The 20,474-nt window shown below is 39.4% G+C and carries 25 protein-coding genes and 1 tRNA gene; 9 read left to right on the forward strand and 17 right to left on the reverse strand.

Annotated elements, in window-relative coordinates:
* The first annotated feature begins 72 nt into the window (after nucleotides 1-72).
* Nucleotides 73-750, forward strand: a complete 678-nt coding sequence (locus ACNQO6_RS00225) for a LexA family protein (protein WP_343580045.1) — start codon at nucleotides 73-75, stop codon at nucleotides 748-750.
* A 138-nt stretch (nucleotides 751-888) separates the two neighbouring features.
* On the opposite strand, the gene ACNQO6_RS00230 is transcribed toward ACNQO6_RS00225, so the two are convergent.
* Nucleotides 889-1,467, reverse strand: a complete 579-nt coding sequence (locus ACNQO6_RS00230) for a YceI family protein (protein WP_005229947.1) — start codon at nucleotides 1,465-1,467, stop codon at nucleotides 889-891.
* A gap of 225 nt (nucleotides 1,468-1,692) precedes the next feature.
* Here ACNQO6_RS00230 and ACNQO6_RS00235 point away from each other — a divergent pair, with 225 nt between their 5' ends.
* Nucleotides 1,693-2,103: an OsmC family protein gene (locus tag ACNQO6_RS00235; protein ID WP_440207757.1), complete on the forward strand. Its 411-nt coding sequence runs from the start codon at nucleotides 1,693-1,695 to the stop codon at nucleotides 2,101-2,103.
* 12 nt (nucleotides 2,104-2,115) lie between these two features.
* Here ACNQO6_RS00235 and ACNQO6_RS00240 read toward each other — a convergent pair whose 3' ends face one another.
* The 3 genes from ACNQO6_RS00240 to tkt all read right to left on the reverse strand — a co-directional run bounded on the left by ACNQO6_RS00240 (nucleotide 2,116) and on the right by tkt (nucleotide 5,228).
* Entirely contained in the window at nucleotides 2,116-2,616 is a 501-nt protein-coding gene (locus ACNQO6_RS00240; protein ID WP_343580048.1) for a hypothetical protein, read from the reverse strand.
* Nucleotides 2,617-2,633: 17 nt separating this feature from the next.
* Nucleotides 2,634-3,167, reverse strand: coding sequence for a DUF3916 domain-containing protein (locus ACNQO6_RS00245; protein ID WP_440208057.1), 534 nt, complete (start codon nucleotides 3,165-3,167; stop codon nucleotides 2,634-2,636).
* Between the two features lie 72 nt (nucleotides 3,168-3,239).
* Nucleotides 3,240-5,228 carry a transketolase gene (tkt, locus tag ACNQO6_RS00250; protein WP_440207758.1) on the reverse strand — a complete coding sequence of 663 codons (1,989 nt, stop codon included), beginning with the start codon at nucleotides 5,226-5,228 and terminating at the stop codon, nucleotides 3,240-3,242.
* Nucleotides 5,229-5,611: 383 nt separating this feature from the next.
* On the opposite strand from tkt, the gene metK reads away from it, so the two are divergent.
* Nucleotides 5,612-6,778 (forward strand): methionine adenosyltransferase, encoded by a 1,167-nt coding sequence (gene metK / locus ACNQO6_RS00255; RefSeq protein WP_004771809.1) that lies wholly within the window; start codon nucleotides 5,612-5,614, stop codon nucleotides 6,776-6,778.
* Between the two features lie 55 nt (nucleotides 6,779-6,833).
* Here metK and ACNQO6_RS00260 read toward each other — a convergent pair whose 3' ends face one another.
* The gene (locus tag ACNQO6_RS00260) at nucleotides 6,834-7,091 is read right to left on the reverse strand and encodes a hypothetical protein (RefSeq protein ID WP_343580051.1); all 258 of its coding nucleotides are present in this window, start codon (nucleotides 7,089-7,091) and stop codon (nucleotides 6,834-6,836) included.
* Between the two features lie 244 nt (nucleotides 7,092-7,335).
* On the opposite strand from ACNQO6_RS00260, the gene ACNQO6_RS00265 reads away from it, so the two are divergent.
* The gene (locus ACNQO6_RS00265; RefSeq protein WP_440207759.1) at nucleotides 7,336-7,521 is read left to right on the forward strand and encodes a hypothetical protein; all 186 of its coding nucleotides are present in this window, start codon (nucleotides 7,336-7,338) and stop codon (nucleotides 7,519-7,521) included.
* 46 nt (nucleotides 7,522-7,567) lie between these two features.
* On the opposite strand, the gene ACNQO6_RS00270 is transcribed toward ACNQO6_RS00265, so the two are convergent.
* From ACNQO6_RS00270 to ACNQO6_RS00310, 9 genes are all read right to left on the reverse strand, one after another.
* Complete coding sequence (locus ACNQO6_RS00270) at nucleotides 7,568-8,140, reverse strand: FxsA family protein (protein ID WP_047432780.1); 573 nt, start codon at nucleotides 8,138-8,140, stop codon at nucleotides 7,568-7,570.
* 186 nt (nucleotides 8,141-8,326) lie between these two features.
* Nucleotides 8,327-8,761, reverse strand: coding sequence for a putative hemolysin (locus ACNQO6_RS00275; RefSeq protein WP_343580054.1), 435 nt, complete (start codon nucleotides 8,759-8,761; stop codon nucleotides 8,327-8,329).
* Between the two features lie 174 nt (nucleotides 8,762-8,935).
* The gene (locus tag ACNQO6_RS00280; RefSeq protein ID WP_343580055.1) at nucleotides 8,936-9,097 is read right to left on the reverse strand and encodes a hypothetical protein; all 162 of its coding nucleotides are present in this window, start codon (nucleotides 9,095-9,097) and stop codon (nucleotides 8,936-8,938) included.
* A gap of 182 nt (nucleotides 9,098-9,279) precedes the next feature.
* The gene (locus tag ACNQO6_RS00285; RefSeq protein ID WP_440207760.1) at nucleotides 9,280-10,698 is read right to left on the reverse strand and encodes an NAD(P)/FAD-dependent oxidoreductase; all 1,419 of its coding nucleotides are present in this window, start codon (nucleotides 10,696-10,698) and stop codon (nucleotides 9,280-9,282) included.
* Nucleotides 10,699-11,210: 512 nt separating this feature from the next.
* Entirely contained in the window at nucleotides 11,211-11,429 is a 219-nt protein-coding gene (locus ACNQO6_RS00290; RefSeq protein ID WP_343580057.1) for a cold-shock protein, read from the reverse strand.
* A 448-nt stretch (nucleotides 11,430-11,877) separates the two neighbouring features.
* Nucleotides 11,878-12,087 carry a cold-shock protein gene (locus ACNQO6_RS00295; protein ID WP_004771798.1) on the reverse strand — a complete coding sequence of 70 codons (210 nt, stop codon included), beginning with the start codon at nucleotides 12,085-12,087 and terminating at the stop codon, nucleotides 11,878-11,880.
* A gap of 355 nt (nucleotides 12,088-12,442) precedes the next feature.
* Nucleotides 12,443-12,652, reverse strand: coding sequence for a cold-shock protein (locus ACNQO6_RS00300; RefSeq protein ID WP_004661816.1), 210 nt, complete (start codon nucleotides 12,650-12,652; stop codon nucleotides 12,443-12,445).
* Between the two features lie 108 nt (nucleotides 12,653-12,760).
* Nucleotides 12,761-12,994 (reverse strand): transposase, encoded by a 234-nt coding sequence (locus ACNQO6_RS00305; RefSeq protein WP_343580063.1) that lies wholly within the window; start codon nucleotides 12,992-12,994, stop codon nucleotides 12,761-12,763.
* Between the two features lie 190 nt (nucleotides 12,995-13,184).
* Nucleotides 13,185-13,261 (reverse strand) — tRNA-Met (locus ACNQO6_RS00310).
* 320 nt (nucleotides 13,262-13,581) lie between these two features.
* Here ACNQO6_RS00310 and ruvC point away from each other — a divergent pair.
* Complete coding sequence (ruvC, locus tag ACNQO6_RS00315) at nucleotides 13,582-14,127, forward strand: crossover junction endodeoxyribonuclease RuvC (RefSeq protein WP_004771796.1); 546 nt, start codon at nucleotides 13,582-13,584, stop codon at nucleotides 14,125-14,127.
* Here the strand turns inward: ruvC and ACNQO6_RS00320 are convergent.
* The gene (locus ACNQO6_RS00320; protein WP_440207761.1) at nucleotides 14,124-15,617 is read right to left on the reverse strand and encodes an NAD(P)H-hydrate dehydratase; all 1,494 of its coding nucleotides are present in this window, start codon (nucleotides 15,615-15,617) and stop codon (nucleotides 14,124-14,126) included. The genes ruvC and ACNQO6_RS00320 overlap by 4 nt on opposite strands.
* A 23-nt stretch (nucleotides 15,618-15,640) precedes the next feature.
* Between ACNQO6_RS00320 and queG the strand changes: the two genes are divergently transcribed.
* The gene (queG, locus tag ACNQO6_RS00325) at nucleotides 15,641-16,765 is read left to right on the forward strand and encodes a tRNA epoxyqueuosine(34) reductase QueG (protein ID WP_440207762.1); all 1,125 of its coding nucleotides are present in this window, start codon (nucleotides 15,641-15,643) and stop codon (nucleotides 16,763-16,765) included.
* Between the two features lie 79 nt (nucleotides 16,766-16,844).
* Nucleotides 16,845-17,834 (forward strand): biotin synthase BioB, encoded by a 990-nt coding sequence (bioB, locus tag ACNQO6_RS00330; RefSeq protein ID WP_343580067.1) that lies wholly within the window; start codon nucleotides 16,845-16,847, stop codon nucleotides 17,832-17,834.
* 46 nt (nucleotides 17,835-17,880) lie between these two features.
* Here bioB and ACNQO6_RS00335 read toward each other — a convergent pair whose 3' ends face one another.
* Both ACNQO6_RS00335 and ACNQO6_RS00340 read right to left on the reverse strand, forming a co-directional pair.
* Nucleotides 17,881-18,093: a hypothetical protein gene (locus ACNQO6_RS00335; RefSeq protein ID WP_343580068.1), complete on the reverse strand. Its 213-nt coding sequence runs from the start codon at nucleotides 18,091-18,093 to the stop codon at nucleotides 17,881-17,883.
* Between the two features lie 135 nt (nucleotides 18,094-18,228).
* On the reverse strand, nucleotides 18,229-18,576 hold the full coding sequence (locus ACNQO6_RS00340; protein ID WP_343580070.1) for a hypothetical protein: 348 nt from the start codon (nucleotides 18,574-18,576) through the stop codon (nucleotides 18,229-18,231).
* A 499-nt stretch (nucleotides 18,577-19,075) separates the two neighbouring features.
* Between ACNQO6_RS00340 and ACNQO6_RS00345 the strand changes: the two genes are divergently transcribed.
* Nucleotides 19,076-19,609: a fimbrial protein gene (locus ACNQO6_RS00345; RefSeq protein ID WP_343580071.1), complete on the forward strand. Its 534-nt coding sequence runs from the start codon at nucleotides 19,076-19,078 to the stop codon at nucleotides 19,607-19,609.
* A gap of 80 nt (nucleotides 19,610-19,689) precedes the next feature.
* On the forward strand, nucleotides 19,690-20,424 hold the full coding sequence (locus tag ACNQO6_RS00350) for a fimbrial biogenesis chaperone (RefSeq protein WP_440207763.1): 735 nt from the start codon (nucleotides 19,690-19,692) through the stop codon (nucleotides 20,422-20,424).
* The last annotated feature ends 50 nt before the right edge of the window (nucleotides 20,425-20,474 follow it).

Genomic DNA, 20,474 nt, shown 5'->3' on the forward strand with positions numbered 1-20,474 from the left:
AATAAGAATACTAATTTGACTTCACATTAGTTTGCTAATATTCTGAATTTAATAATTTTCAGGTGGATTGAAATGCTAAAAGATAGGCTCAAAGAAGCTAGAAAAAGAGCAAAGAAGTCTCAAAAAGATGTGGTTGCCGCTGTCGGAATAACCCAATCCGCTTTAAGCCAACTGGAAACGGGATTAGTCAATTCATCCTCGCATCTTCCCTCTATCGCCAAATTTTTAGGTGTCGATGCTTACTGGCTTCAAACTGGTGAAGGTCAAGCCGAAGTAGACCCAACTGAACTTGAGCATGCGATTAATATTTCTCCGGTTCAAGCCAAGATGGCACCGGTATTGTCATGGGTACAAGCCGGTATTTTTACCAATGTTCAAGCGGTTGATATGACACAGGTTGAAGAATGGTTACCTCTACCCGATGATTGTGATCAGTGTTTTTATCTTAAAGTTCAAGGCTTGAGTAATTATCCTGTATTTCATGAAGGTGATTACATCCTGGTTGATCCAACCGTCCAGTATAGTGATATGCAGTCAGGTGACATGATTGTGGTGAGAAAACATGAAGATGCAACCTTCAAGAAACTGGTGATCGAGACTGACAATTCGAGATACTTACAGGCGCTTAATCCGGAATTTAAACCGAATATTATTCCCTTGGACGAAGAATGTATTTTCGTGGGTGAAGTGGTCGACTCGATTCGTTATATTTACCAATCCAAACGTCGTTCAAAGATAAAACATAGTTAAACTGTGACGAGCTTGCATAAAAAATTAGTATTCTGATAATTGAATATTATTAGCAAACTAATAATAAAGCATAAATAATAAGCAAATGAAAAAGCCTGAATGAGCTGGTCATTCAGGCTTTTTTTATCAATTTCGATATTACTTTGCAGCAGTTGCTTCAGTTGTAATATTCACAGTGATCTTATCCCCTACATTCGGTACGTAATTGCCGATACCAAATGCTGAACGGTTAAAGCTGGTGGTTGCATTAAAGCCAATTGCAGGTACTTTCGCCATTGGATGCTCGCCTTGTTTATTTAACACCGCATCTAATACCACAGGTTTAGTTACACCTTTCACAGTCAAATCACCTGTAATTTTAAAGTGTTTCTTGTCTTTGGTTTCTACTTTGGTACTTTTGAAAGTAATGTTTGGATATTTCGCAGCGTTAAACCATGCTTCTTCCTGGAACTCTTTATCCAAAGCAGGCACATTAGTATTGACACTGCTTAAAGGAATCGTTACTTCAACTGATGAGTTTGCAGGTTTTGCATTATCAACTTTAATTGTACCCTGAATATCAGTGAAGTTTGCACTTGGTGTAGAGAAACCAAAGTGGTTCCAGCTGAATACGGTCGCAGTATGTGTTGGATCAATTTTATAGTCGACTGGCGCAGCCAACGTTACAGAACTAGCTAAAGCGACTGCTAAACCGAGGCTTAATGTTTTAAATTGCATTTTTGGTATCCTTGTTTGATATAGCCATTAGTGTATAGATCAAGTATTTTTATTCACTAGTCTTTATAAAACGATATGTTTCATCCATGCAACAATAAAAGCGTTACAGTTATTATGTAAAATGCCTATCATAAGACTATTCGCTACTCGACAATTGATCTGAGAAATAACAAGATCAGTTCATATATAGATTTAAATTCTTAAAGATAAACAACAAGGTAGAATATGACACATACAGCTCAAGCACTCAGTACCTCAACACCTTATCGCGTTACATTGACAGATTCTTCTGGTCATAGCTGGTATGCAGATGAGCCAGCCGATAAAGGCGGTCAAGATACTGCACCCAACCCAGTTCAGCTTTTACTGTCAGCTTTAGGTGCCTGTACGACCATTACCCTAGAAATGTATGCCAATCATAAAGGCATCAAGCTTGAGCATGTGCAAGTGGATTTAGCCTTAAATCCCAATGGTGAACCTGAAGCAGGACAAAATAATATTGAACGTAAAATTACCTTAAAAGGTGAAATTACCGAAGATCAGCATAAGCGTTTATTAAAAGTTGCAGAAAGCTGCCCGATTCATAAATTATTAACGTCAAATATTTCGATTCAGAGTGAATTAAGTATTGGGTAAGTGGTCCTTACACTAAATTTCAATCACATCCGTATGCCATTCCAATGAGCCACTCATCGAAATATCTATTGCTCGATCGACAATATTTGTGAGCTCATTTGGAATAAATGAATATAAATTTACCCCATCGAAATGAATCCAAAATTCAGGGGGTGGTGTATCAGAACCATCTATAAAGCCAGCTGTTTCTTTTTCACCTAAACCGTCAAACATTGATGAGTACACATCAAATAATAATATTTTGCCCTTTAACTTTGTCCAACTTGGCATGTGATCATATTTTACTCGAGCTTGAATAGCCTCTTCAAAATAAGTCCGCATACGATAAGCATAATCACCACCAAATGCCGGGTCACCATTTTTATTTTTAAAACTTTCCTGAAATGCGAGAAATAAAAAATTATATTGTGCGCACAACCAAAACATTTCTTTTTTATTTAAATTTTTCAAATACCTATATTTAACATCATTTAATATTTCTTCGAAAGCACCCAGTACAAATTCTTTTTTCATCCTAACCCCTTAATCTTTTAATTTTCAATAAAGTACCAGTAATCGGCTATATAATTATCTGTTTCATTTTTTGGGTCAATATAATGAATATGCACCCCTTGCTCTTTCATTTTCTCAGGAATTTTTAATCCCCAGCTACGAGCCAGACTCATTTCATCTCCTAAAAGATATTTGGAATCATGGCATCCTGTCGACAAGGTATGGGTATTAAAATAATCTTCATCGAGATATAAACAAATTTCACTCGCAAACATATCTGGTTGCACAATGACACTTGCCACTTTACAAAATTTTGTCCTAACGGGCTTAGCCTCAATTAAATACTGACAAGCATTAATAAGATATTGAGCACACTCAGCCTTTATGTCTTGTTGAGGATGTTTTCCTTGGACCATATTCATGGGTACAGGTATCTTCCAATTATAATACCTCTCTTCATACCCCTCTAAATTAGGGAAATACCCTTTAAAACTTTCACTCCAACACCTAAGATTTCTTAATTTACGTGGAATTCCCCGTTCTTTTTTATTTGAAAATGCAAACCGTCTCATTTTTATATTCCATTTAACCATCATAAAAAAAGCGCCCTGAATCAGGACGCTTTTTTATACCACTTAATTCAATTAAGCAGTCAATTCTTTAACCGCAGCAACAACCGCTTCAGTAGTAATACCGAAGAACTGGAACAAGTCTTTTGCTGGCGCAGATTCGCCGTAAGTGGTCATACCGATCACTTTGCCGTCTAAACCAACAAACTTCCACCAGTAGTCTACATGAGCCGCTTCAACCGCTACACGTGCACGGATATGCGCAGGCAATACCGCTTCACGATATGCAACATCTTGCTTCATGAACTCTTCAGCACATGGCATAGACACAACACGCACACCTTCAAGTTGTGCATATGCTTCCATTGCCAATGAAACTTCTGAACCTGTTGCAATGATGATTGCTTTCAACTCACCTTTTTCTTCAGCAAGTACATAACCACCTTTTGCCACGTTTTGAATTTGAGCTTCATTACGTGTTTGGAATGGCAAGTTTTGACGAGAGAAAATTAATGCTGATGGGCCTTCTTTACGTTGAAGCGCAGATTTCCAAGAAACAGCTGCTTCAACCGTATCACATGGACGCCAAGTATTTAAGTTTGGTGTGCCGCGTAATGATGCAATTTGTTCGATTGGTTGGTGCGTAGGACCATCTTCACCTAAGCCGATCGAGTCATGCGTATACACATGAATCACACGTTGCTTCATCAATGCAGACATACGTACTGCATTACGCGCATATTCCATAAACATCAAGAAGGTTGCAACGTAAGGAACGAAACCACCATGTAAAGCCACGCCGTTTGCAATTGCAGTCATACCGAATTCACGCACACCGTAGTACACGTAGTTACCTGCCGGGTTTTCTTGTACACCTTGGCAACCTTTCCAAAGAGTCAGGTTAGAACCCGCCAAGTCAGCAGAACCACCTAATAATTCAGGAAGTAATGGACCGAATGCCTGTAAGGTATTTTGGCTTGCTTTACGTGTTGCAATGGTTTCAGCTTTAGCATTGGTTTCAGCAATGAAAGCATCTGCTTGAGCAGCAAATTCAGCAGGTAAATCACCATTGATACGGCGTAATAATTCTGCTGCTTCAGTTGGATATTTAGCTTGGTATTGAGCAAACAATTCATTCCAAGCTGCTTCAGAGCTTTGACCTTTTTCTTTTGCATCCCAAGCTGCATATACATCTTCTGGAATAACAAATGAATCTTCTTTCCAACCTAATGCTTCACGGGTTAAAACGATTTCGTCTTTACCAAGTGGTGCGCCGTGGCAGTCTTCTTTGCCTTGTTTATTCGGTGAACCTAAACCGATAATCGTTTTACAGATGATGATGGTCGGTTTATTGCTTTCAGCTTTCGCTTCTACAGTCGCTTGACGAATTGCATCAGCGTCATGACCATCTACACGAAGCACTTGCCAACCATAAGCTTTGAAACGTTGTTCAGTATCATCGCTGAACCAGCCTTCAACTTCACCATCGATCGAGATACCATTGTCATCATAGTATGCAATTAGCTTACCCAGACCTAATGTGCCTGCAAGTGAACATACTTCGTGAGAAATACCTTCCATCAAGCAGCCATCACCCAGGAAGCAGTAAGTGAAGTGATCAACAACGTTTAAACCATCTTTGTTGAACTGTGCAGCCAACGTTTTTTCAGCTAATGCAAAACCAACTGCATTGGCAATCCCCTGACCCAATGGACCAGTTGTGGTTTCAATACCAGGCGCATAACCATATTCAGGATGACCCGGTGTTTTAGAATGTAATTGACGGAACTGTTTTAAATCTTCAATAGATAAATCATAACCAGTCAAATGCAATAACGCATATTGCAACATAGAACCATGACCATTTGACAACACAAAACGGTCGCGGTTCGCCCACTGCGGGTTGGTCGGGTTATGATTTAAAAATTCACGCCAAACCACGTCAGCGATATCTGCCATCCCCATTGGTGCACCTGGATGCCCTGAGTTTGCTTGTTGCACAGCATCCATTGCCAAGACACGAATTGCGTTTGCAATACGACGTTCATTTAAAGGGGTTGTCATAAGTCAGAATCCGATTAAATCAAATAAGATGAGAGAAGATGAGAAATCATCTTTCAAAAACTGAGACTATTGTCTTAAAAAAACGCCAATGGGTAAAGTCCAATAGACGATATTTCTTGTTTTTCACGCAATCATTTAGCATTAAGTGTATAAATGTTCATACGATAGGCGGCGCCTGCTCTTCACAGTAAAAAATTTAAACAGTAAATTACAGATTTATTCATATAAAAAATCCTAAATATCAATTTCCCTGATACTCATATCAATAAAAACATCATGAAAATGAAATAAATTCACGCTTTTTAGTCAGCTTGTGCTAGTCCTATGCGCCAAGTCGATGTAACATACTCTGTCTTTTTGAAAATACCAATGATAGGACGTTCATGCGCGAGTATGCTGTTTTTACTTCAGAATCTGTAAGCGAAGGTCATCCAGATAAAATGGCTGACCAAATTAGCGATGCAATTTTAGATGCAATCCTAAGAGAAGACCCGTATGCGCGTGTCGCTTGTGAAACATTAGTAAAAACAGGTGCGGTTGTTCTTGCTGGTGAAATCACAACGACAGCAAATGTGGACTTTGAAGCGATTGTACGTCAAACCGTCAATGGAATCGGTTATCACCATTCTGACCTAGGTTTCGATGGTTCAACTTGTGCCGTGATCAACATGATCGGTAAACAGTCTCCTGAGATTGCACAAGGTGTTGATCGCCAGAAGCCAGAAGATCAAGGTGCAGGTGACCAAGGCCTCATGTTCGGTTATGCAAGCCGTGAAACTGACGTGTTGATGCCTGCCCCAATCTCTTATGCGCACCGTTTAATGGAGCGTCAAGCAGAATTACGTCGTTCAGGTGCATTACCATGGTTACGCCCAGATGCGAAAAGCCAGGTGACTTTTGCTTATGAAAATGGCAAACCTGTACGTTTAGATGCCGTTGTTTTATCAACGCAACATGATCCTGAAATTTCTCAAATCCAGTTAAAAGAAGCTGTGATTGAAGAAATCGTTAAACCGATCATTCCTGCTGAAATGTTCCATGCAGGCACGAAGTTCCATATCAACCCGACAGGTATGTTCGTCATTGGCGGTCCTGTAGGTGACTGTGGCTTAACAGGTCGTAAAATTATTGTAGATACCTATGGCGGTATGGCGCGTCATGGTGGTGGTGCTTTCTCTGGTAAAGACCCATCAAAAGTTGACCGTTCAGCAGCTTATGCGGGCCGTTATGTAGCAAAAAATATTGTTGCAGCTGGTTTGGCAGATAAATGTGAAATTCAGGTGAGCTATGCAATCGGTGTTGCTGAACCGACTTCGATTTCAATCAATACCTTTAATACCGGCAAAGTATCGGATGAGCTGATTGTTCAACTTGTACGTGAACACTTTGACTTACGTCCATATGGCATTACCCGTATGTTGAATCTGATTCAACCTATGTATAAGCAAACAGCAGCTTATGGTCATTTTGGCCGTGAGGGTTCTGATTCTGCATTTACCTGGGAAAAAACCGATAAAGTTGACATCCTTAAGGATGCTGCTGGACTGTAATTCCATTACTGTAAAAAAAGCTCGCCATGGCGAGCTTTTTTTATTGCCCCAGAAATTATTTATTTGAATTGGTATTGTCCTGTTTGAACATCTCCAGCAGCGAATTGCTTTGCACTGGCTGATCTTCCTGATGATGCTGAATATATAAATGTGCAAGTTTAATGACTACTACCACTGCCAGGCAGGCAGCCACACAAAACATCCACAAGCCATAAGGGCTGCGAATATGCTGAGAACCGCAATATGGGCACTCTCTATCTGTCGATGCGACGACCTTGTCACAACATGCACAATGATATTGATATAACATCATTCATACCTCCTCTCTTTATTTTTTTATTTTCTTTTTACAACAAATACTCATATGTCACACTTTTATCCTATGAGAAAAAAAACCATAATTCAATCACGTTTTCTGACCTACACATTCAAATTAACAAAGTTTTATGACAGTTTTGTTAGAAGCTGTCTCTTGGGAAAATCATTAAGTTATTAATATTATTTTGATCTTTCATGTAATTTGTTAAAATAATGCTTTGCAAATTGTGGAATAACATATGGCCCAATTGATCAATAAAGGTGGATTTCGCGAACGCGCCAACCGTAGCCGCAAATACCAACAATCTGAAAATGAGATTACTACCCTGCAACCGAGCCAATATCAACCGCAACCCAAACAGCCTCAAACACCTTCCGATGTAGAAGCACCGTCTGATCAGTCCAAGCAACAAGATCAAACATAAAAAAAGCACACCAATACAGTGTGCTTTTTTATAGAAATGAATCTAATCAATTCACATCTTTAAATTCGATTTTCTTTTGATCCGGTTTTACTTCACGGGCTTCACCATCAATAATGGTTGAATCACGATACTGACCACCACCTTGTTGCTGATTTTGCATATCTTGCATCTGACGCATCAGATCGGCAAACGGGTTCTGTCCTGCAGCACCACCGCCCATGTTGCCCATACCGCCCATCATCTTATCCATCATGGCTTGCTGACGTTTTGCCATGGTTTTCATCAAGGCATTGCGGAACGCCGTTTGCACAGATGGAATCAACACCAACACTGCCAGCACATCCGAAATCAAACCAGGAATCATCAATAAGAAACCCGCCATCGCAAGTGCCAGTTTCTTGGTAACAGCGGGATCGCCTCCCAGCTGACCTGTCATCTGCATTTGCTGTAATTGCGGCATGATCGTTGAAGCACTTGAACGCAACAGGTTTAAACCAATAAAGAATGCGATAATGAACCAGAAAAAGACATACCACATACTTCCAACGAGGTCACCCACGCCAATCCAGACCAAAACCTCGGCAATTGTGCCAAATACCACGATAAGAAGTAGATTCATGTCAAATCTCTAAAATTAAAACTTTGTGCAAGCTTGATGAATCAATCCTGACACAACAAATAAAATAAACTCAATAAACTAATTGATGGGTACATTTCTTAATTTATCAAGTCTGATATGAAAGCTTGTATAAAAAAGCTCCCAATTAAATTTGATCTAATTGAGAGCCTAATTAGCCTTTAAGAATTAACCGCAAGTTGCTTGGGTAATCTTCTTAGAGCGAGGATCAATCGTTACAGTCACACGGTTTTCACGATAATCCATGGTCACGGGTTGATTTGGGCCAACGCTACGGACAATTTCAGACTTGGTTTTTTGTTTAATTTGCTCTTCAGTTAAACCCGACTGACCAATTAACTTGGTTGCTTCGTCCGCAATACATTTAGGTTGGCTCGCGCGGAACAGTTCCCACTCTTCAACTACCTGACCATTTGGCAGTTTGCAGTAACCCACCTGACCATTGGCTTCGTTGCGGATTTCCAACTGTCCGCCTTGGTCTACACAGTATTTGCTTGCCGGATTAGGCATACCGATTTTTGGAGGTGTCATATCTTTATTTGGTGTTGCTGAACACGCTGCCAATGAAGCGACAATTGCACCTAAAAGTAAGATCTTTTTCATAATTTGAATTCTGATAAAGTAAAAAAGCAAAGATAACAAAATAACTTAACTTTTTATGTCAATGATTTGAAACAAGATGCAATTTTTTTACTGATCAGGCTATCTTTTAGTTGAGAGAAAAATAAAGAATTATCAAATGACTAATATCAGCTAAAAATCATCCAATCATTATTTCTATTGCATAATCACATACTCTAATCGAATCGCCTCATCGACCAAATAGTGCTCTTTGATGATATAAAAATAAGCTCGTGTTCCGATCCACTCATCCATTTCCATAATGGCCTGTGTGTACCCCATTGCCGCTGAAAAATCCTTAATTTGTATAATATCCATGGACTTCATCCTTTTTTATTTAGCCTAACATATTATATTTAGTCATATATAGAATAAAATAAAACCTAATCAGTCAGTTGTCATGACATTTGAGCGGGCCAAGTTTCATACAACATTTTCATTAGAAAATAGAAAAAATGCCTCACCTTTAAGAGACATTTTCTCCAAAACAACAAGGCAGATTAAAACGATACCATTTTCCCTGGATTCAGCATACCTGTAATACTGTACCAGCCTTTTGACATTGGAATCGCCAGCGGTGCCAGCAAACGTCCAAACAGAATATCACTATGCTGGATTTTGGTGAGCATTGCATAATCGGTATTTAAACCGGAAAAATCATCAGCAATCGCCTTACCGATACGAACCGTTTGTGCCACACCATGACCACTCCAGCCATGTACCGCATAAACAGGATATTTTTCTCCAAATTTTCGGTTGTCGGTCGCACCGTTTACGGTCAGATCACTAACCCCACTCCAGCAGAAGTCCATCTCTACATTTTTAAGCTGAGGAAATACTTTATTTGTTCGACCCAGCAAATATTGATTGATACGACCTACGTTCCAGCTGGTCCCTGTGCCTTGACCACCAAACAATAAACGGTTTTTCGAAACCCCACGATAATAGTCAATCTGTAATTGCGTATCATAGACTGGATGATCCTGAGGTAATAATTCGCTCAACGGCACTTCCAGAGGTGCAGTCACCGCAATGTAGGTATGGAATGGAATCGCTGTCTGTTTCTTCTCCGGCAGCAATTTAAAGGTATTGTGATGCACGGCAATAATGACACTTTTACGTGCTTTAAGGGTGCCTGTCTTGGTTTTGACATAGATACCATCCGCCTGTTCAGAAATAGACAATACTTCTGTCTGTTCAAAAACTTGGCCACCGTTTTTACAAAAGCCATGCACCAAAGCACGATTTAAAGCCAGCGGCTGGATATGCCCACCCAAATCATCAACCAAACCGCCTTTATACAGGTCAGATTTAATCAATTGCTTAAGTTCATATGCACCCATAATCTTGGTATTATTTTCACCTAAGTACTTTCTGGCATCTGCACCTTGCGTCAATGCAATAAGATGCCCTTCATGTACGGCAGCTGTGATATGTCCACGCTTACGTGCCAGTTCAACTTCATATTTTTCACTAATCCGGTCAATTAATGACATTGCCTCAGTAGAGGTAAAATGCCAAAGCCTTTTAGCATCTTCGTAGCTAAAACGCTTGATCATTTCCTCCGCTTCCCAACGTGCCAGCCCCGGTGTAAGTTGTCCGCCATTTCGACCTGAAGCAGATGAACCGATCCGGTTTTTCTCGACCAAAATTGTATCAACACCTTGCTCAGATAAATGTAATGCTGCAGATGCACCCAGCAATCCACCACCAATCACGACAACATCACATATATGATCCGAATTGAGTGCCTCAAAGGTATGCCAATCTTCTAAAGAACTTTCATAATAATTGGCTGGATGTTTAAATTTTCCATGCTTGGGGTTTACCCAACTCCACTCATTCGAATTTTGAGAAGCCTTACTTTCTTTAAAGACAACATCATCTACATGGATCGGTTTTTTAATACCGTTAAACATTTGAAATTCACCTAAAAAATAAATCTTCTTACTTCACAATAAGACAAGGTTACCTTCAAAATAGTGATTAATAAAACCAGAATCTTTCAATATTTTTGATAGTTAATTTTATATAAAGCGCGACAATTTATAAAACATTAAAAAAGCACCCGAAGGTGCTTTTTATTTCTAGAGGCTGGTTGCAATTAACACCACAAAACTAAAGAACAACGTCCCTAGAGATCTTTTACAATGTACATGAACTTCCTGCTCAAACCCTTGAGCATATGACTCCAAGTTTTCCATAACTTTAACGCTCATTAAATGTACTGCACTTATTAATTTGCCTAACAAATTAACAAAATAAAATTAGCAAAAAGTCGTAGATCTGACTAGTACAAATCTTGCACAAAAAAGTTGATTTATGACAAAAATGGGCGCTTAAATCAAAATAATTAAATATTTAATTTAAAGAAGTATAAAAACAGGGATACAAAAAAGCCCACGAAAGTGAGCTTTTTTCAATATATTTCTTATTTCTGGTCTATAACGGTAATACCCGTTGCCTGCGGCCCTTTTTTACCATCAGTAATTGTAAAGGTGACACGCTGACCTTCATGCAGAACTTTAAAACCGCTACTTTGGATTTCGCTAAAATGAGCAAAAACGTCCTGTCCAGAATCAGCATGAATGAAGCCGAAACCTTTAGTTTCGTTGAACCATTTCACTGTACCAGTCACAGTATTAGACATATGTTTAACCTATTTAATAAATTTTTGGGGGAGCTTAGCAGCAAGCAACTTGGAATCATAAACTCTGAGACTAGATCTGATAAAACGAAAGGTTTATCCAAACTATAAAATGCAAGATTGACTGAATCAACAGCGTTATTCTTCTAGTTGTGATTTAACTATACACGAGTTTACTTTTTAGGCGCAATGAATATTTCTTGGTCACGCTACCTGTCAATCGATATAAAATTAACCTCTTACTCGTCTTATAATTTTTTCAATAATTTTCAATCAAATAAAAATAAAGTTCCATGTAAAAATCACAAAATCTAATATCTATAGAAAATCTTAACATATTATTTCATAGGCTATCTGCCTAAACATGCGAGCTGCCTATAAGCGAACTAAATTGCATTTTTCATAAAAAAAAGCCCACATTGTGTGAGCTTTCTTTTTACTGGTCTAAAAATTAGATAACAGTGATAAGGGTTGCTTGTGGTCCTTTCTTACCTTGACCAAGTACGAAAGAAACGCGTTGGCCTTCTTGTAATACTTTAAAACCTTTGCTTTGGATTTCGCTGAAGTGTGCAAAAACATCTTCACCAGAATCAGCTTGAATGAAACCAAAACCTTTAGTTTCGTTAAACCACTTAACAGTACCGGTAACTGTATCAGACATACTTTTAAACCTTTTAAAATTTGTTCATTTAAAAATTAAATCAGAATTGTTTAATCATGATTTAACTCAATCTATCTTTATTTGACAGATACTGCAAGCATACCAAACTTTAAGCCAAACAAGTTAGTAGATTGATGGAAGTATAAAAAGTTTTAATCACTGTGTGAGCAATATTGTTTTTTTAGCACCCTGTTAGAATAAAACTATAATTCACTGTTAAATCAAAAAATTACACATCGAAATTTATGAGAAAATTATGTAATGGTGAAGATATACCTATAATTAAGCTAAACAACTCTTTTTTAGATATAAAAAAAAGCCCACATAAAGTGAGCTTCATTTTCAAGCAATCTTATTAGATAACTTTAATCGTTGTTGCTTGTGGTCCTTTTTTACCTTGACCAAGTACAAACGAAACGCGTTGGCCTTCGTTTAATACTTTGAAACCATTGCTTTGGATCTCGCTGAAATGTGCAAAAACATCTTGACCAGAGTCAGCTTGAATGAAACCAAAACCTTTAGTTTCGTTAAACCACTTAACAGTACCAGTAACTGTATCAGACATACTTTTAAACCTTTAAACTTTGTTCATTTATGAGTTAAATCAAATTTTTTAATATTGATTTCACTCAATCTATCTTTAACAAATAGATACTTCAAGTGCGTAAATTATCTATATTAATCGATAAAGCTGATTAACATCGGTATAGAAGCTTTTTCCATCTAGATTAAAGTCAATTTCTCGACCTGATTCTAGCTGGATTTTCTTTCCAACTTCTACCCATTTGAAACCATCCAACGTATTCTGTTGACGTTTCATCGGGATAATTTGCACACAAATTTCATTGCCATTACTGGCCTTGGCTACACGCCATTCATTAATAATTTTCAACACGAAATCACTCATTCCTGAGCTCAAGTGATCGATTTGGATTTACTATAACGCTAGATATATGGAGAGAGGTAAACTACAATTCTAGAATCTAATAATTTTTAGCTTTCTTTAGGGTTATTTCAGCTAACTTAATTGCTGTCTAATCTTTCAGATAACAACAACTTAATAATCACAGAGCTAATATATTCAATTAACTTTAAAGTGGTAGCGGGAGCTGGATTTGAACCAACGACCTTCGGGTTATGAGCCCGACGAGCTACCAGACTGCTCCATCCCGCATCAACATATTGATCAACATATCTGATCAATGAGATGCTTTATACGCCCATCTCCCCCACAATGCAAATTTTTTTTAGAAAAATCACATAATTTAGTGTCTAATGCTTAAATTAAATACAAATCGATCAAAATACGCCCGCAATCAACCCGAATGATAAGAAGGCTAAAAAGAGATAAAATTTCAAGATATTTAAAAGATAACTGTCATTTTGTTTAATAAAACCGCTATTTTCTTATAATTCAAAATCCTACAAAAAAAATATGCATCAAAAAGCCTGCTATGTAACAATAACAACAATCTTTTATTTTTATAGTTCGACATGTCATTAATTATTGGTATTGATCCTGGTTCACGCTTAACAGGTTACGGAATTATCGAAAAAGATGGCAATAAACTACGTTTTGTCGATGCAGGTACCATTCGTACCGAAACCCAAGAAATGCCAGAACGTTTAAAACGTATCTTTGCCGGGGTTGAACGGATTGTTAAATTTCACGGTCCAACTGAAGCTGCGGTCGAGCAAGTCTTTATGGCGCAGAATCCCGATTCGGCATTGAAACTCGGTCAGGCGCGTGGTGCTGCAATTGCCGCTCTGGTTAATCTGGATTTACAGGTGGCTGAATATACCGCACGACAAATTAAACAGTCCGTGGTCGGTTACGGCGCAGCAGATAAAGAACAGGTCCAGATGATGGTGATGCGTTTACTGAATTTGAGCATCAAACCACAATCGGATGCAGCCGATGCCCTTGCCGCAGCCATTTGCCATGCGCATGCTTCTGGGAGTATGAGTAAAATGGCTGTGCTCAATGCATTAGGTGGCATGGCACGAGGCCGTAGCCGTGCCAGCACCAGACGCCGTTAATCGTTCTGATTCACCACCTGATAAATCATTTTTCCCATGTCATGCGCCTGTAATCCTCGCATCCCCTTTTCAGCCAGCAAATCACCAGCCTGCGCATGTAAGGTCACGATTTCATACAAAGCAATCTGCTGATGGAACTGCGCTTTTAAGCTGGCAATCATGCCTGCCAGTACATCGCCCATTCCACCTGTACCCATGCCAGCATTGCCTTGGGTACAAATGACCAATTCTTTCTCTAAAATGAGACTGCCCGCGCCTTTAAGTACCCATTGACCAGCGTACTTTTGTTGCAACTGCTGAATTGCTGCAATACGGTCCTGTTCAATTTCCTTGGCACTACAACCTAACAAGGTCGCCGCCTCACCGGGGTGCGGGGTCACATAGAGATGATGCTTTAGTACTTGCGAATCTTTTGCCAAAAACCAGAGCGCGTCTGCATCAAGTACCACCTCTAAATGAGAATTTTGATTCAGTAACGTAAACCATTGCTGATAAATATGTTCAGCCCATGAATCTCTTCCTAAACCCATACCAAAACATACCGCATCGACATGTTCAAGTAATTGCTCGATGCCCGCCTGATCCAGAAGATTGATATCCCTAACCATAATATTGGGTGAACGCGCCAGAATAGCCTGATGATGTTTGGCATGACAGACCACACTGACTTTTCCAGCTCCTGCATGAAAAGCCGCTTCAGCCGACATGATAACGGCGCCACCCATATCTGCATGACCGCCTACGACCAACACATGGCCATAACTGCCTTTATGACCAAACGCTTGCCGCTTGGGCAAGATCACTTTTTCGGGAGATAAATAAGCAAGCGCTTTTAATTGCGTATCTGGCGGAATAAGGTTAACAAGATGTAATTTCCCGACATATTGCTTGCCTTGACTTGTGAATAGGCCCGCCTTGTAACCCAAAATTGTAAAAGTTTGATCTGCCTGTATCGCAACGGGTAAAGCCTGCCCTGTATTGGCCTGCAAACCGCTGGGAATATCAATCGAGACTTTTAGACCGGCCTGCGTATTGAACAGCTGGATAATCTCTTGCCAATACAGGTCAAGCGACCGATTGAGACCAATGCCAAATAAAGCATCAATATGACAATCAAAAGTGGGCAGTTCTTGATGGACTGCGTTTTCTGACAATAAGTAATCGATGGTTTGAATATCGACTTGATGAGACTGCGCATAATCTGCAGCTTGTTTTAAATCCGCTGATTGTCCGAGCTCTGTCGCAAACACGGTCACTTTTTTTCCATGCTGCTTCAGATAGGCAGCAATATAGTAACCATCGCCAGCGTTATTACCTTGCCCACACCATACGGCAATATTTTTAATTTTTTTTGAAATAAATTGCACCATTAACTGCTGGGTGATTGCCCAGGCAGCTTGCTGCATGAGTCCTAAGGATGAATTTTGCTGGGTAAACCAGCGCTGTTCCCATGCTTGGATACTCTGGCTATGGTAAACTACACCTTGCATGTTTTCCCTCTCATTATTGGTTTATGGCTTCAACCTCTTCATCTCAGACCCTCTCTCAAAAGATTGAGTTACAACAGCTTGATCCGCAAGCACTGAAGGCTTGGATTAAACAACAAGCTCTGGATCTGGGCTTTTCTGATTGTGTCATTGCCAAACCTGATGCTCAAGATCAAATGCCTCGTTTTAAAGAATATTTAGAACGCGGATACCATGCAGACATGCACTATTTAGAGGAAAATCTGGAAAAACGTGCAGATCCTACCTTGCTCGTACCGGGCACAAAAAGCATTATTTGTGTGCGCATGAACTATCTTGTTGCATCCCCGAAGCCCCGTTATGTTCCATTTGAACCCAATTCTGCCATTATTGCGCGTTATGCACGGGGCCGTGATTATCATAAAGTAATGCGTAGACGGCTTAAAACCTTAGCCACGCGTATCAGGGAAAAAGTCGGTGAGTTTGAATCGCGCCCCTTTGCTGACTCTGCCCCGATCTTTGAAAAATCTCTGGCTGAAAGTGCAGGCATGGGATGGACCGGCAAACACACCCTACTCATTCATAAAAAGTCAGGCTCTTTCTTTGTTTTAGGTGAACTGTTTACTTCGCTTGAACTTCCTTTCGACGAACCTGCAACTGCACATTGTGGCTCATGTACCGCCTGTATCGACATTTGCCCGACCCAAGCCATTGTTGAACCCTACATACTTGATGCCAGAAAATGTATTGCATATTTAACCATTGAATATAAAGGGATTATTTCAGAAGAATTGCGTGCAGGAATTGGTAACCGAATTTTTGGTTGTGATGACTGTCAACTGATTTGCCCTTGGAACAGCTTTGCCAAAACTGCCTCCATTCCGGATTTCGATCCAAGACATGGTCTAGATAACATTAGCCTGCTCGAGATCTGGCGCTGGGATGAAGCCACTTTCCTTGCCAATACCGAGGGCAGCCCGATCCGCCGTACCGGATATCAATCCTTCAAACGTAATATTGCAATCGGCCTCGGAAATGCTCCATACTCAGCTGAAATTGTCACGGCCTTGCAAGATGCAAAAATGTGGCACGACGAGATTGTCAATGTGCATATTGACTGGGCAATTCAGCAGCAATTGCAACAGGCAGATATGCCCCAAATAGAAAAATGATGTTTTTTGCCCTTTGGCTTTGGCACGATTTCTGTATGATTAGTCTCAATGTTTGTCATCAATCATCATGGATATAACAATGACCTTACGTAATGACTGGACTCGTGATGAAATCCAAGCTCTATATGATCAACCTTTTCTAGACTTAGTTTTTGAAGCGCAAAGCGTACATCGTCAACATTTCCAGGCCAACTCGATTCAGGTCAGTACCCTTCTTTCAATTAAAACGGGTAAATGTCCTGAAGATTGTAAATATTGTTCGCAATCGGCGCATTACGATTCAAAATTAGAGGCTGAAAAACGTATTGCGGTTGATAAAGTCATTCGTGAAGCACAGTCTGCCAAAGAGTCTGGTTCTTCTCGTTTCTGCATGGGTGCTGCGTGGCGTAATCCCCATGAACGTGACATGCCATATGTGCTTGAAATGGTACGTGAGGTAAAAGCATTAGGCCTTGAAACCTGCATGACCTTAGGTATGTTGAACCAGTCGCAAGCCGAGCGTTTAAAAGAAGCAGGTCTGGATTATTACAACCACAATCTGGATACTTCCCGCGAATACTATTCTCATATTATTAGCACGCGTACATTTGATGATCGTCTGGATACTTTAGACCATGTTCGTCAAGCAGGCATGAAAGTTTGTAGTGGTGGTATTGTTGGGTTGGGCGAAAGCCGTAATGACCGTATTGGCCTATTACATGAACTGGCAACCATGCCTGTCCATCCTGAATCAGTGCCAATTAACATGCTGGTCCCTATCGAAGGTACACCACTTGCTGATGTCGAAAAGCTGGATGTCACTGAATGGATCCGTACCATTGCGGTTGCGCGTATCATCATGCCACACAGTTATATCCGCCTTTCAGCAGGCCGTGAATCTCTTAGTGATTCTGATCAGGCACTTGCATTTATGGCGGGTGCAAACTCGCTCTTCTCGGGCGACAAATTATTAACCACACCAAATGCCGGCGAAGGAAAGGATCAAATCCTGTTTGCTAAATTAGGCTTAACCGCAGAAAAGCCAAAACCGACCGTTGCAGAACTTTCGGTCGATGCCATGAGTGCATAAATGAAAAAGCCTTGTCAAATGACAAGGCTTTTTTGTAGATGAAAAATCAGATGGATGTCACCAGAATGCCATACTTGGCAGTTAGATACATCCCGACTCGAATAATATCCACGCCTGCTGCATGTGAAACTGAAAGTTGCTGAGTATGCACATCAAAATGTAAGGAATCGAAAACGTCCTGATGATGCATCAGCCATGTCATTGTATCTGCCATATTTTCATCGGCAGTATAAGTTTCTGATTTAAAATCCTTATTCATTAAGCCAATCTAATCATTGAATACGTGACGCTATCATAGCGAATAGACAATTTTAAATCAGCTAAGTCAAAGACATTTAGCGATATGAATGCTCGCTAAATGTCTCAATAAGCCTTGATCGTTTTAAGATTCAGTTTAAGCAGCCTTTGGATTCACAATCGTCTGACCTGATTTCAGACTTGCCACTGCTTTAGGATTAAATTCTAAAGTCAGTACATGATTGTCTAAATGCACATGATATGAACGAATCAATGACTGCTGCCCTTCATCTGTTTCAAGCACATATTCATCAGCAATATTCAAAATACCTTCCAGATTTGTCGTACTTGACGCGCGGTCATGGCTAAACAAATCATAGATGGTTTGTAAATTAAAGCTGGTTTGCTGTTCCAGTGGGTGACTTTTCAGATAACTTTCTAGAAATAAAACAAACTTATGGGCAAAGAAATAGTAGTTAGGTTTATGGGTATAAAGCATGTTCATTGAAAGCTCCTTTCGGCGTTTTTTTCATCTAATCATGACTAAAAAACTAAAGATTGAACCTTAAAAAATTCTTAAAACAAGCATTCACTTTTTGTTAACACATTGTCATTTTTCATCAAAATTGTTAATCAAACACTACAAAAAAGTATTTGTTTTATATTTTTTCTCGGCGAAATATTTTAAATAACCCTCATAATTTTGAATAAAAAATAAACAATCTCTTCTTTTTTTCTAAAGGAAAAATCAATCAATCTTTAGAAATATTAAAAAAAATGATTAAAAATAGTGAATTTACACCCTATAAAATACAAAAATATAATCTATATCATAAACTTATTTTAAATCGGAATTTCAGATTAAAAAAACACCAAAAATGTGACGTAATTTGCACTTTTTAAATTAATTGCGATATATTTTGCGCATTACTTGTTCAGCGCAAAAATTCAACTGAAAAGTAATTTTAATTCAAACTTTTAGCTGATGTATTTGAGAAATTATTATGAAAAAACTTGCTTTGATCGCTGCTCTTTCAGTTGTAGGTATTGCTAATGCTCAAGCTGCTGATGGAACGATTACAATTAATGGTCTAGTGACAGACAAAACTTGTGACATCGTAACTCCAGCAGGTAAAGACTTTACCGTAACACTTCCAACTGTATCTAAACAAACACTTGCAAAATCAGGTGATGTCGCTGGTCGTACCCCATTCCAAATCAACCTAGATAAATGTTCAGCGGGTAAAGTTGCAACTTACTTCGAACCAGGTGCAACTGTTGATTTTAACACCGGCCGTTTACTTAACCAGAATGCTGCTGGCGCTAAAAACGTTGATGTTCAACTTTTAGGTAGCAACAACCAAGTTATTCCAGTACTTGCTGCTGGCAGTAACGGTGCTCAAGCAAACTCTCAATGGGTTGATGTGGTAGAAGGCGGTACTGCTGACCTTAACTACTATGCTGAATATTATGCAACTGGCGCTTCTTCTGCTGGTGAAGTAAACACTTCAGTTCAATATACAATTATTTATCAATAATCTATTGATAAACTATGCGAATTTCTAGTCTTCTAGAAATTCGCAGTTGTAAACTTCACGCAATCATAGAGTAAATTTAAATGGCACTGAACGGTTACAATTTTTTGCTTGGTTTAACACTATCATCGGCAGTCATCGCAACTCATACACATGCAGAAATTATCTTGCATGGCACACGTGTGATTTATCCCTCTGATGCACGTGAAGTAACTTTGCAAGTGAGTAACAATGGTGCTAAACCATCGCTTGTTCAGGCTTGGATTGATGAAGGTGATGCTAAAAGTACGCCGGATCAGTCTAAAGTTCCATTCATGATTACCCCACCGATTTCGCGTGTCGATCCAACGAAAAGTCAATCACTTCGTATTACGGCATTACCGAATGCAGCCCAGTTAAATCAAAAACAAGAAACCGTTTTTTGGCTGAATGTTCTGGATATTCCACCACGACCTACAGCGAATAGCAAAGATGCTGTTCCTGATAATTTTTTACAGCTTGCGATTCGTTCACGCATTAAATTTTTCTATCGTCCGGCAAGTATTAAAGCTGATGCCAATCTTGCAGGTGAAAAATTGCAATGGACTAAAAGCGGACAAACCCTGATTGTAAAAAATCCAACACCGTTTCACGTTACCATGACGGCGATCTACCAGCAAAATGCAGGAAAGCCGGTGGATTTATTACCTAAAGGTTTAATGCTCTCACCTTTTTCAGAAGACAAAGTCCAGTTAAAAACGGGAAATACTGAAAAGATGAGCTATGTCAGCATTAATGATTACGGCGGTCGTATCGAACACCAGATCAAGCTTCAATAACAAACAAATTTATTCCCAATCTATAAATGATTTTGTACCTATCGTTGAAT

The organism is Acinetobacter calcoaceticus (assembly GCF_051947995.1).
GTDB lineage: Bacteria > Pseudomonadota > Gammaproteobacteria > Pseudomonadales > Moraxellaceae > Acinetobacter.